The sequence below is a fragment of the Streptomyces ortus genome (assembly GCF_026341275.1).
GTDB lineage: Bacteria > Actinomycetota > Actinomycetes > Streptomycetales > Streptomycetaceae > Streptomyces > Streptomyces ortus.
Genome location: NZ_JAIFZO010000001.1, coordinates 289014 through 301154 on the forward strand (window position 1 = coordinate 289014; position 12141 = coordinate 301154).

At 71.3% G+C, this 12141-nt stretch carries 9 protein-coding genes; 5 read left to right on the plus strand and 4 right to left on the minus strand.

What is annotated here, in order from left to right; genetic code table 11:
* Positions 1–66 precede the first annotated feature (66 nt).
* Complete coding sequence (locus K3769_RS01095) at positions 67–2766, plus strand: MGH1-like glycoside hydrolase domain-containing protein (protein ID WP_267024503.1); 2700 nt, start codon at positions 67–69, stop codon at positions 2764–2766.
* Positions 2767–2785: 19 nt separating this feature from the next.
* On the opposite strand, the gene K3769_RS01100 is transcribed toward K3769_RS01095, so the two are convergent.
* Positions 2786–3367 carry a TetR/AcrR family transcriptional regulator gene (locus K3769_RS01100; protein WP_267024504.1) on the minus strand — a complete coding sequence of 194 codons (582 nt, stop codon included), beginning with the start codon at positions 3365–3367 and terminating at the stop codon, positions 2786–2788.
* Between the two features lie 353 nt (positions 3368–3720).
* Between K3769_RS01100 and K3769_RS01105 the strand changes: the two genes are divergently transcribed.
* From K3769_RS01105 to K3769_RS01120, 4 genes are read left to right on the plus strand one after another with little or no spacing between them, the layout of a single operon-like run.
* Entirely contained in the window at positions 3721–4308 is a 588-nt protein-coding gene (locus tag K3769_RS01105) for a 2Fe-2S iron-sulfur cluster-binding protein (protein WP_267024505.1), read from the plus strand.
* On the plus strand, positions 4305–5297 hold the full coding sequence (locus tag K3769_RS01110; protein WP_267024506.1) for an FAD binding domain-containing protein: 993 nt from the start codon (positions 4305–4307) through the stop codon (positions 5295–5297). Before K3769_RS01105 ends, K3769_RS01110 begins: the two co-directional genes overlap by 4 nt.
* Positions 5294–7423 carry a xanthine dehydrogenase family protein molybdopterin-binding subunit gene (locus tag K3769_RS01115; protein WP_267024507.1) on the plus strand — a complete coding sequence of 710 codons (2130 nt, stop codon included), beginning with the start codon at positions 5294–5296 and terminating at the stop codon, positions 7421–7423. The genes K3769_RS01110 and K3769_RS01115 overlap by 4 nt, the downstream gene beginning before the upstream one ends.
* Positions 7416–8570, plus strand: coding sequence for an XdhC family protein (locus tag K3769_RS01120; RefSeq protein WP_267024508.1), 1155 nt, complete (start codon positions 7416–7418; stop codon positions 8568–8570). The genes K3769_RS01115 and K3769_RS01120 overlap by 8 nt, the downstream gene beginning before the upstream one ends.
* Before the next feature lie 63 nt (positions 8571–8633).
* Here the strand turns inward: K3769_RS01120 and K3769_RS01125 are convergent, their stop codons facing one another.
* The 3 genes from K3769_RS01125 to K3769_RS01135 form a co-directional block, all read right to left on the minus strand.
* Positions 8634–9506 carry a geranyl diphosphate 2-C-methyltransferase gene (locus tag K3769_RS01125; protein ID WP_267024509.1) on the minus strand — a complete coding sequence of 291 codons (873 nt, stop codon included), beginning with the start codon at positions 9504–9506 and terminating at the stop codon, positions 8634–8636.
* 66 nt (positions 9507–9572) lie between these two features.
* Positions 9573–10631: a family 2 encapsulin nanocompartment cargo protein terpene cyclase gene (locus K3769_RS01130; protein WP_267024510.1), complete on the minus strand. Its 1059-nt coding sequence runs from the start codon at positions 10629–10631 to the stop codon at positions 9573–9575.
* The gene (locus K3769_RS01135) at positions 10628–12058 is read right to left on the minus strand and encodes a family 2B encapsulin nanocompartment shell protein (RefSeq protein WP_267024511.1); all 1431 of its coding nucleotides are present in this window, start codon (positions 12056–12058) and stop codon (positions 10628–10630) included. Before K3769_RS01135 ends, K3769_RS01130 begins: the two co-directional genes overlap by 4 nt.
* Positions 12059–12141 lie beyond the last annotated feature (83 nt).

Sequence of the window (12141 nt, forward strand, 5' to 3'; positions counted from 1 at the left end):
GCATTGCGGGCGGGCCGCGACCGTCCGAGTCTGGACGCACGTGCCGGGCTGTGAGGAGGACGGGCGATGACAACCGACCGCGTGGACAGTGGCACACCGGACGCCGAGCGGCGGCGACTGGCCGAGGCCGACGAGGGGGTGGCGCCCTGGCGGCGCTGGGGGCCGTATCTGAGCGAGCGCCAGTGGGGCACGGTCCGCGAGGACTACAGCTCCGACGGGGAGGCCTGGGCGTACTTCACCCACGACCAGGCGCGCTCCCGCGCCTATCGCTGGGGCGAGGACGGGATCGCCGGTGTCAGCGACGACAAGCAGCGGCTGTGCTTCGCCCTGGCCCTGTGGAACGGCCGCGACCCGATCCTCAAGGAGCGGTTGTTCGGCCTGACCAACAGCGAGGGCAATCACGGCGAGGACGTCAAGGAGTGCTACTTCTACCTCGACAGCACTCCCACCCACTCGTACATGAAGTTCCTCTACAAGTACCCGCAGGCGGAGTTCCCGTACGGCGATCTCGTCGCCACCAACGGGGCCCGGGGCCGCGAGGACTTCGAGTACGAGCTGCTGGACACCGGTGTCTTCGACGACGACCGCTACTTCGACGTGTTCGTCGAGTACGCGAAGGCGGGTCCCGAGGATCTGCTGGTCGAGATCACCGCGCACAACCGGGGCCCGGACGACGCCACGCTCCATCTGCTGCCGACCCTCTGGTTCCGGCACACCTGGTCCTGGGCCGGTGGCACCGCCGTGCCGGCCCTGCGACGGGCGCCCGGCGGAATCCTCGCCGAGCACGAGGAGCTGGGCTCGCGTCGGCTGTACTGCGAGAGCGACGCCTTGGCGCTGTTCACCGGGAACGAGACCAACGACGAGCGCGTCTTCGGCAGTCCGAACTCCACCCCGTACGTCAAGGACGGCATCGGACGCCACGTCGTCCACGGCGACACCGCGGCCGTCGATCCCGCCGGAACCGGCACCAAGGCGGCCCTGCACAGCGTGCTCACCGTGCCCGGCGGCGGGAGCGCGCGCATCCGCCTGCGGCTGACCGACGCGCTCGAACTAGCCGACCCCTGGGCGGAGTTCGAGCAGGTGATGGCGGCCCGCCGGGACGAGGCCGACACCTTCTACGACGGCGTCGTCCCGGCGGGGACGAGCGAGGACGAGCGGCGGCTGGTCCGGCAGGCCCTGGCCGGGATGCTCTGGAGCAAGCAGTACTACCACCTCGACGTCGAGCGCTGGCTGGCCGAACACGGCGTCGACCCGCTCGGCGCCGACCCCCGGCTGCGCAACAGCGCCTGGTACCACATGGTCAACGACGAGATCATGTCGATGCCGGACACCTGGGAGTACCCGTGGTACGCGGCCTGGGACCTCGCCTTCCACACCCTCGCCCTCGCGATGGTCGACATCGGGTTCGCCAAGGGCCAGCTGGACCTGCTCCTGCGACGCCTGTACCTGCATCCCAACGGCCAGATCCCCGCGTACGAATGGAACTTCGGCGACGTCAACCCGCCGGTGCACGCCTGGGCGACCCTCTTCGTCTACGAGCTGGAGAAGCACCGCACCGGACACGGCGACCGCGCCTTCCTGGAGAACGCCTTCCTCAAGCTGCTGAAGAACTTCACCTGGTGGCTCAACCGCAAGGACGTCGACGGCAACAACGTCTTCCAGGGCGGCTTCCTCGGCCTCGACAACATCGGTGTCTTCGACCGCAGCGCACCCCTGCCCACCGGCGGCCAGATCGACCAGGCCGACGGCACCGCCTGGATGGCGCTGTACTGCCAGAACCTCCTGGAGATCGCCATCGAACTGGCCGCCGACAACCCGGTGTACGTGGAGCAGGCGCAGACGCTGTTCGAGCACTTCGCGTGGATCGCGGTCGCCACGAACCGCGTCGGCCGGGAGAACGAGAGCCTGTGGGACGAGGAGGACGGCTTCTTCTACGACGTCCTGCGGCTGCCCGACGGCCGGGCGGTCCGGCTCAGGGTACGCTCCCTGGTCGGGCTGATCCCGCTCGCCGCCACCAGCGTGGTCGGCGGCTGGGCCGACCGGCGGTTCCCCGAACTGGTGGCAGGAGCCCGGGAGTTCATCGACCGGCACCCCGCCGTGCAGGCCGTCGTGTCCGCGCAGCAGACCGAGGGGCCCGGGGTGCGCGGACGGCACCTGTTCGCCCTGTTCGGCCCGGACCGGCTCCGGCGCGTCCTGGCCCGCATGCTCGACGAGGAGGAGTTCCTCGGCCCGTACGGCATCCGCTCGCTCTCCCGCCACCACGCCGCCCACCCGTACAGCTTCGAGGTCGACGGCCGGTCGTACGGCGTCGGGTATCTGCCCGCTGAGTCCGACTCGGGCATGTTCGGCGGCAACTCCAACTGGCGCGGCCCGGTGTGGTTCCCGGTCAACATCCTGCTGATCCGGGCCCTGCTGAACCTGCACGCCTATCACGGTGCGGAGTTCACGGTGGAGTGCCCGACCGGCTCGGGGCGGCGGATGAACCTCTACGAGGTCGCCCGGGAGATCTCCGGCCGGCTCACCGCGACGTTCCTGCGCGGTCCTGACGGGCACCGCCCGGTGCACGGCGCCCAGGCCAAGTTCGCCAAGGACCCGCACTGGAAGGACCTGCTGCTCTTCTACGAGTACTTCCACGGCGACAACGGGGCGGGCCTCGGCGCGTCCCACCAGACCGGCTGGACGGGCCTGGCCGCGGTCACCGCGACCCTGTTCCATCAGGTCGGCGCCGAGGACTGGGGCGCCCTGCGCGAGGAACCCCTGTCCTGAGACCGGCGGGGACCGGGCCTCAGCGGCGGCCCGGGGCCCCCGCCCGCAGTCCGTCCATGACGAAGTCCAGCAGGCGGGCCGCGCGCGACTGCCAGTCCCCGTGGGGGTCGAGCTGCCAGAGGCCGGCGATGGCGAGGAGGAAGTCGTCCGAGGTGACGCCCGGCCGGATGGTGCCGGCCTCCTCGTTGGCGCGGAGCAGGCGCTCGCCCGCCGCCGCCACCGGAGTGGGTTCCGGCTTTGCCGGGCCGCCGGGCGCGCTGGTGACCTGCCGGATCGCGTCCGCCAGACCCGCCTTGGTCATGGCGAACCGGGCCAGGTGGTCCATCCACTCGCGCAGCGCCCGCTCCGGCTCATGAGCGTCGAGCAGTTCGCAGGCGGCGTCGGCGACCTGCTGCATCTCGTGGCGGTAGATCTCCAGGACGAGCGCCTCGCGGTTGGGGAAATTGCGGTAGAAGGTGCCCTGCCCGACGCCCGCCTTCTTGGCGATGGCGCTGAGCGGGGCGTCCGCGCAGAGCGTCAGCTCGGCCACGGCCACTTCCAGGATGCGCTCGCGGTTGCGCTGCGCGTCCGAGCGCAGAGGTGCGTCCTTCTTGTGCCCCACGGGTCCTCCTCGCGGGTTCGTGGCCGAATCCCGTCCTTGCTAAGCGGACAAGTGTCCATTACGTTTTTCCCGTGAGCGGACAGCTGTCCGGTTAGGTACACCTTACCGGCGAGCCGTCCAACTTGGACAGGTGGCGGTGGTCGGCCGTGGTCTGGCCCGCTTACTTGCATCATGCACGCTTCCGGCCCGCCACCGCCGCGCGGGGCGTCATCCCCCACCCGACACCCGACACCATTCCCGGTCCGTTGCTCCGACGCCTCTCCGCGTCTCCTACGTCTATAGCGTTTTTCCGTTCTCTCTGCCTGCCGGACCGTCCTTGTGGGACGGCCCGGGAATGCGAAAGAAGGCTGATCATGGCCACAGCACCCCCGTCGACGTACAGCGCCGTCACCTTGAACATCAACGGCGAGAAGCACACCCTGACCGTCGACCACCGCACCACCCTGCTCGACGCCCTCCGTGAACGCCTCGATATGACCGGCACCAAAAAGGGCTGTGACCAGGGGCAATGCGGGGCGTGTACGGTCCTGGTGGACAAACGCCGGACCGTCTCCTGTCTGCAACTCGCGGTGGCGGCCGAGGGCCGGGAGATCACCACCATCGAGGGCGTCGCCGAGGGCGACCAGCTGCACGCCGTACAGCAGGCGTTCCTCGACCTCGACGGCTACCAGTGCGGCTACTGCACACCTGGCCAGATCTGTTCGGCCGTCGCCGTCATCGAGGAGCACGCCGCCGGCTGGCCGAGCGCCGTCACCGACGACGTACGTCCCGAAGCGGGACCGCCACCCCTGACCCCGGACGAGATCCGCGAGCGGATGAGCGGGAACCTGTGCCGCTGCGGCGCGTACGTGTCGATCGTGCAGGCGGTCGCCCGCGCGGCCGAGGCCGACGCCGCCGCCCGGGCCGAGCAGGGCACCGAGCACGAAGGGGCAGCGGCATGAAGGAGTTCGGATACCAGCGCGCCCTCGACGTCTCCGGCGCCCTCGCGCTCCTCGACGCCGACCCGGACGCCCGGTTCCTCGGCGGCGGCACCAACCTCGTCGACCTGATGAAGACCGGCGTCGAGCGCCCCGGCCGGCTCGTCGACGTACGCGAGCTGCCGCTGGACCGCATCGAGCCGACCGAGGACGGCGGACTGCGCATCGGCGCGACCGTCAGCAACAGCGACCTCGCCGCGCACCCCGACGTGCGCCGCCGCTACCCGGCCCTGACACAGGCGGTCCTCGCCGGGGCCTCCGGGCAGCTGCGCAACATGGCGACCGTCGGCGGGAACCTGCTGCAGCGCACCCGCTGCGGCTACTTCACCGACGTGACCAAGCCGTGCAACAAGCGCGACCCCGGCAGCGGCTGCCCCGCCATCCAGGGCGAGCACCACAACCACGCCATCCTCGGCGCCTCCGAGCACTGCGTGGCCACCCACCCCTCCGACCTCGCAGTGGCGCTGACGGCCTTCGACGCCGTCGTCACCTACGAGACCGCCGACGGACCGGGCGAGCTGCCCCTCACCGACTTCTACCTGCCGGTGGGCGACACCCCGCACCTGGAGACCGCCCTGCCGCCGGGGGCCCTGATCACCGGCGTCGTCCTGCCGCCCGCCCCGGTGGCCGCCAACTCCCGCTACCGCAAGGTGCGCGAGCGGGCCTCGTACGCCTTCGCGATCGGCTCCATCGCCGCCGCGCTCGACGTCAGGGACGGCGTCGTGCACGAGGTGCGCCTGGCCTTCGGGGCCGTCGCGTCCCGGCCCTGGCGCGCCCGCACGGCCGAAGCGGCCCTGACCGGGGGACCGGTCGACGCCGCCGCCTTCGCCGCCGCGGCCGACGCCGAACTGTCGGCCGCCAAGCCGCTGCCGCACAACGGATACAAGGTGACACTCATGCGCAACCTCGTCGTCGCCGTGCTGAGCGAACTCGCCGAGGAGGCCGCCCGATGACCACCACCACACCCGGAATCAGGGCGGTACCGGCCGTCGGCACCGCGCACACCCGCGTGGAGGGCCGCGACAAGGTCACCGGAGCGGCCCGCTACGCGGCCGAGATCCCCTTCACCGAACTGACCCACGGCTGGCTGGTGCTGTCCACCATCACCCGTGGCCGCGTCAGCTCGGTGGAGGACGCTCCGGTCCTGGCGATGCCGGGCGTCCTCGCCGTCCTGCACCACGGGAACGCCCCGCGCGTCGACACCGACTACGTCGGCATGCTGGGCATGGCGCCGGACCCAACCATCGCCGTCTTCCAGCATGACCGCGTGCCGCACGCGGGCTGGCCGGTGGCGCTGGTCGTCGCCGAGACCTCCGAACAGGCCAGGGAGGCCGCCGAGGCACTGGTGGTGCACTACGAGGAGGAGGCGCACGACGTCGCCTTCTCCGGAGACCACCCCGACGCGTCCCCGATCCCGGGCCCCGGCGGGCCCGCGGTGACGGAGAAGGGCGACCTCGAAGCCGAACTGGCCGCCTCCGCCGTCGTCCTGGACGCCGAGTACACCACGCCGGAAGAGCACCACAACTCGATGGAGCCCCACGCGGTGACCGCCCTGTGGGACGGCGGCCGTCTCGAGGTCGTGGACTCCAACCAGGGCACGCTCTGGGTCGCGGCCGAACTCGCCAGCCTGTTCTCGCTCGACCCGGCCTCGGTGCACGTGCGCTCCGAACACGTCGGCGGCGGCTTCGGCAGCAAGGGCGTCCGCGCCCACCAGGTGGCCGCCGTGATGGCCGCGACCGTCCTGTCACGCCCCGTCCGGGTCGTCATGACCCGCCGCCAGATGTTCTCGCTCGCCGGTTACCGCAGCCCCACGACCCAGCGGGTCCGGCTCGGCGCCGACGCCGAGGGGCGGCTGCGCGCGCTGGAACACAGCTGCCTGAGCCGGACCTCGACCGTGCACGACTTCATCGAGTCGGGCGCCGGTGTGGCCCGCGTGATGTACGACGCCCCCGCCCACCACACCGCCAACCGGGTCGTACGGCTCGACGTGCCGAGCCCGACGTTCATGCGCGCCCCCGGCGAGGCACCCGGTTCGTTCGCGCTGGAGTCGGCCCTCGACGAACTCGCCGAGAAGCTCGGCATCGACCCGATCGAGCTGCGCACCCGCAACGAACCCGCGGTGGGGCCGGTCTCCGGACTGCCGTTCAGCACCCGCAACCTGCCCGCCTGCTTCGAGGAGGGCGCCCGCCGGTTCGGCTGGGCGGACCGCGACCCGCGTCCGGGCGTGCGCCGCGAAGGCCGCTGGCTGATCGGCACCGGCACGGCGGCGGCCTCCTTCTTCGTGGGAGCCATGCCGTCGACGGCCGCCGCGACCGCGGAGGCCGACGGCACCTTCACCGTGCGGATCAACGCCGCGGACATCGGAACGGGCGCCCGCACGGCGCTCACCCTGATCGCCGCCGACGCCCTCGAGGTGCCGACCGACCGGGTGCGCGTACGGATCGGCGACAGCGACTTCGGTCCGGCGATGATCGCCGGCGGGTCGATGGGCACCCGGTCCTGGGCCTGGGCGGTCACGGCCGCGGCCGGTGAACTGCGCGAACGGCTCGCCCTCAGCGACGGCATCCCGCCGGAGGGCATCACCGTCCGGTCGGACACCACCGCGGCCGTCGGGGCCCTCGCACAGAAGGAACGGCACTCCTTCGGGGCGCAGTTCGCCGAGGTCGCCGTGGACGTGAGCACCGGCGAGGTACGGGTGCGCCGCATGCTCGGCATGTTCGCCGCCGGGCGGATCATCAACCCGCTCACCGCGCGCGGCCAGCTCACCGGCGGGATGATCTGGGGCATCTCCATGGCCCTGCACGAGGAGGCGGTCAGGGACCACAACACTGGCGCCCTGTACGGCGCGGACCTCGCGGGCTACCACGTCGCCTCGAACGCCGACGTCCCGCTCGTCGAGGCGGACTGGGTCGACGACCCGGACCCGGACGACCCGGTCGGGATCAAGGGCATCGGCGAGGTCGGCATCGTGGGTGCCGCCGCGGCCATCGCCAACGCCGTCTGGCACGCGACCGGTGTCCGCCACCGCAACCTGCCGATCAGGCCGGACCGCGTCATCACGGCGGGCCCGCATGTTTGACATCGCCGACGAGCTGAGCCGCTGGGTCGAGGAGGGCCGTGAGTTCGCCGTGGCCACCGTGGTGGCCGTCGGCGGCAGCGCACCGCGCGGCCCGGGCGCGGCCCTCGCGGTCGACAGCGGGGGCACGGTCATCGGCTCGGTCTCCGGCGGCTGTGTGGAAGGAGCGGTGTACGACCTGTGCGTGCAGGCGCTCCAGGACGGCGAGAGCGTCCTCGAACGGTTCGGCTACAGCGACGAGGACGCCTTCGCGGTCGGTCTGACCTGCGGCGGGGTGCTCGACATCATGGTCACCCCGGTCGCCGCACAGACACCGGTCCGCGAGGTGTTCCGCTCGGCGCTGTCGGCGGTCGCCTCGGGCGAACCCAGGGCACTCGCCCGGGTCGTCCGGGGGCCGGCCGAACTCCTCGGCAGGGCCCTGCTGGTGCACCCCGACGGCTCGTACGAGGGGTCGTACGGCAACGGCTCCGCGGAGCTGGACCGGACGGCGGCGGCCGAGGCGCGGGCGATGCTGGACGGCGGACGGACCGGCACCCTCGATCTCTCGGAGGACGGCAGCAACTGCCCCGGCGGGCTCACGCTGCTCGTCGAGTCGAACGTACCGCCGCCGCGCATGATCGTGTTCGGTGCGATCGACTTCGCCGCGGCGCTCGTGCGGGCCGGCAAGTTCCTCGGCTACCACGTGACGGTGTGCGACGCCCGTCCCGTGTTCGCCACCCGGGCCCGCTTTCCCGAGGCCGACGACCTGGTCGTCGACTGGCCGCACCGCTATCTGCGGGGCACCGCGACGGACGGGCGCACGGTGTTGTGCGTACTCACCCACGACGCCAAGTTCGACATCCCGCTGCTGGAGCAGGCACTGCGGCTGCCGGTCGCCTTCGTCGGGGCGATGGGTTCGCGCCGCACCCACGCGGACCGTGACCGGCGGTTGCGCGAAGCGGGCCTGACCGACGCGGAACTGGCGCGGCTGCGCTCGCCGATCGGGCTCGACCTCGGCGCCCGTACGCCCGAGGAGACCGCCCTGTCCATCGCGGCGGAGATCGTCGCGGCCCGGCGCGGCGGAACGGGCGCCCCTCTCACCGGGACGCGCACCCCGATCCACCGCGACGGCGTGCAGCGGAACACCACGGAGAGCGCGGAGGCCGCCTGAAGGTCGGGAACCGGGCCCGGCCGTCGACCACGACGGCCGGGCCCGGTTCCGGTTCAAGGCACCTCAGACGCGGTCGGCCACGATGAGCAGATACTGGAAACTGCCGTTCCTGTACGCGTCCAGGAACGTTTTTTCGATGCCGGTGACCAGATGACCGGCCTGCTGCCGCAGCTCCCAGTAGGGAATGGTGTCGGCGGTCAGGTCCTGGACATGGACGGGTACGAGCCGGTTGCGGGCCATCGCGCGGAAGTACTCCGAGCGCGGGTGGATGTCGCAGATGTAGTGGGCGTTGATGAGCGACACCTCACGGGAGGCCCGCCCGTAGGCGTCGTTGTAGCAGCCCGTGATCGTCACGTAGCGACCGCCGCGGCGCAGCAGCCGGGCGTGCTCGGCGAAGAGCAGGTCCAGCTCCACGTACATGGTGGACTCGTTGTTCCAGGACGCCGCGTACGCGCCGCTCTCCAGACCCGTGTCGAGCATGTTCCGGTGGTGGTAGCGCACCTTGTCGTCGATGCTCCGCTTGCGGGCCTGCTCGTTGGCGAAGTCGGCCTGCTTCCGGGAGAGCGTCACCCCGTCGGCGTGGCAGCCGTACCGCAGATGGGCCACCACGCTGCCGCCGCCGCGCCCGCAGCCGGCGTCGAAGACACGGTCGGCGGGGGAGAGGTCGCCGAGCCGGGAGGCGAGCAGATCGGCCTGGGCCTGCTCCAGCCGGTGCAGTTCGGCGGTGATCCGGTCGGGGCCCGAGCCAGGACCCTCGTCGAGTACGGACCGGTCGACGGCTCCGATGCCGTAGTGGTGGTGGTACAGGTCGTCGATCTTCCCCAGTTCGAGGTTGACCGCGTTCTCCTCGGCGTTCCAGTAGTCCGCGACGCGGGTCTGGTACGTGGACTGGCTCGGCACCGATGCTGCGGTGGTCTCGGCGTTGGTGATGGTCAAGTGGGTTCTCCTCGTTGCGCGTTGGCGATGGGCCGCCGGTTCGGCCGGCGTTACCGGTAGCGGGTGTTACCAGTAGTTGGGCAGGTGGTAGCGGTGGGAGTTGGTGGCGTGCCATTCGTGGTTTCCCGACACCCACGAGGCCAGGCCCTCGGCGTAGCGCGCGACCAGGGGTGAGGTGGCGGAGAGGACCGCCGACTCCTCCTCGAACGCTTCCATGATCCGGTTGTGGATCTCGACGGCCCGCAGATAGGCGGCCTTCAGCCCGCACCGCTCGTTGGCGGCGATGACCTGGGGCAGGTTCAGATGGGTGGGGTCGGAGGCCAGCTCCTTGGTGAAGGAGTACAGGTCGTTGACGATCGTGGTGGCGTTGCAGGCGAGCGCGGTGATCCGCTGGATCTCGGACCTGGCGTACAGGGCCGCGGGCAGTTCGTAGCCGTCGACGGCGTCCACGATCGACAGACACGGCCGGAAGTTGTTGAACTGCCGCATCACCAGGTACTCCCAGACCTGCGGCACGTACCGGATCTCCGACCAGGCGGCCTCCGCGAGATAGCCCATGTGCAGCCGGGCCAGGTCGTGCACGATCCGATCGCTCTGGCTGGGCGTGGCGAGCTCGCGGTAGTTCCGCAGGGCATGGTGGTACGAGCGCAGCGGACCGTCGGCCTCCATGCCACGGCGCCACTCCTCCTCCAGCTCGGGCGTGCCGTGGTAGGGGTCGAGCGCCGACTGGGCGATGACCAGCCGGCCGCCCAGGCCCCGTGCCGCCCCGCCCCGGCCCTCGACCTCCTCGCAGTAGCAGTCGTCGACGACGTTCTCGGCGAGCAGCAGTTTCCCGGCCGCCATGAGGTGGTCGAGGCTGATCGCGCCGGGGTGCTGGAGCACGACGGCCCGGCCGCACTGGAACCCGGCGAAGTCCCCCGTCCAGCTCTGCGGGAACAGGTCCAGCTCCCGGGCCCAGGCCTCCAGCCCGCGGTCGATCTCCGCGGCCTTCTCCGGGTCGGCGGGCACGGCGGGCCGGTACCGCAGCCCGGGGACCGCGCCGCTGCGACGGCGGGTGGTGGCGCGGGCGAGATTCGGCGGCCCGGGCAGTCGCGGTGCCGCGGTGGGTACGGGCGGGACGCTCACTCCGCGGTCCGCCCGACCTGGACGTTCTCCAGGATTCCCGCCGCGTCGGGAACGAGGATCGCCATCGAGTAGTAGGCGGTGACCAGGTAGTTCATGATCGCGGTGGTGTCGATGTTCATGAACCTGACGTTGAGGCCCGGCTGGTACTCCTCGGGAATGCCGGTCTGGTACAGCCCGACGACACCCTGGTCGGCCTCTCCGGTGCGCAGGGCGATGACACTGCTCGTGTGCTGCGGGCTGATCGGGATCTTGCCGCAGGGCAGGAACGGGACACCGCGCCACGCGGGCACCTCATGGCCCTCGATGGTGGTCGTGCCCGGCATGAGACCGCGCCGGTTGCACTGCCGGAAGAAGGCGGCGATCGCCTTCGGGTGGGCCAGGAACACCCGGGTCTTGCGGCGCATCGACAGCAATTCGTCGAGGTCGTCGGGGGTCGGCGGCCCGGAGAAGGTGCTGACGCGCTGGGCGTGGTCGACGTTGTGCAGCAGGCCGAACTCGCGGTTGTTGACCAGCTCCCACTCCTGGCGTTCGCGGATCTCCTCGATGGCCAGGCGCAGTTGCTGCTCGGTCTGGTCCATCGGGCTGTTGTAGAGGTCCGCGACGCGGGTGTGGACGCGCAGCACGGTCTGGGTGAGCGACAGCTCGTACTCGCGGGGGGAGAGGTCGTAGTCGACGAAGCCGCCGGCAAGGGTCGGCTCGCCCACGTGCCCCGCCTGCAGGGGGACGTCGGCCTCGCCCTTGCGGTTCATGGGCTTGCTCTGCCGCTCGGCGAACGCGGCCAGCTGCGCGGCGAGGGAGGGGGTGCGTGCCACGAACTGTTCGAGGCTGTCCCAGTTGAGTGTCAGCACCACGCCCGCGGTGTCGGCCCGTACCGAGTGGTGCCAGCGCGGGTCCTCCTGGCCGATGGCCTCGTCACCGAGCTGGGCGCCGTCCGTGACGACTCCGGTGACCTCCTCCTCGCCGTACTTGCCAGGAGTGAAGCGGGTGAACCGGCCGTGGACGACGAGATACGCCTCCGTGACGGGCTGCCCGGCGTCGAAGAGCAGCTGGCCGGCGCGGACCTCCCGCACCCGGAACCGCGCGGCGATCTCCTGGAGGGCCGCCGTGTCGGAGTAGCCGCGCAGGGCGGGCAGTTCGGTGAGCGTCTCGGGGATGACCTTGATGTCGTCGGCGCCGTTGTGGTCGAACTGCACCCGGCCCCGGCCGACGCGGAGCTGCAGTCGCCGGTTGACCCGGTAGGTGCCGCCCTTGACGTCCACCCACGGCAGCATCTTGAGCAGCCACCGCGAGGTGATGGCCTGCATCTGCGGCGCGGACTTGGTGGTGGTGGCGAGCTGACGCGCGGCCCGGGTGCCGAGACTGGTGAACGGTGTTTCGGCGTCGGGCGGGGCGACGGCGCTGTCGGGTGGACTTTCCGGGGCGGTCACATGTCCTCCGGGTACGTGATGCGAACGGGCGAGCGGTGCAGGGCGGACGCGGGGAGGCTGTTCGGGCGCGGATTCACGGGGTG

Coding starts and splice junctions, on each gene's coding strand:
- K3769_RS01095 (WP_267024503.1), top strand. CDS start 67: ATGACAACCGACCGCGTGGACAGTGGCACACCGGACGCCGAGCGGCGG.
- K3769_RS01105 (WP_267024505.1), top strand. CDS start 3,721: ATGGCCACAGCACCCCCGTCGACGTACAGCGCCGTCACCTTGAACATC.
- K3769_RS01110 (WP_267024506.1), top strand. CDS start 4,305: ATGAAGGAGTTCGGATACCAGCGCGCCCTCGACGTCTCCGGCGCCCTC.
- K3769_RS01115 (WP_267024507.1), top strand. CDS start 5,294: ATGACCACCACCACACCCGGAATCAGGGCGGTACCGGCCGTCGGCACC.
- K3769_RS01120 (WP_267024508.1), top strand. CDS start 7,416: ATGTTTGACATCGCCGACGAGCTGAGCCGCTGGGTCGAGGAGGGCCGT.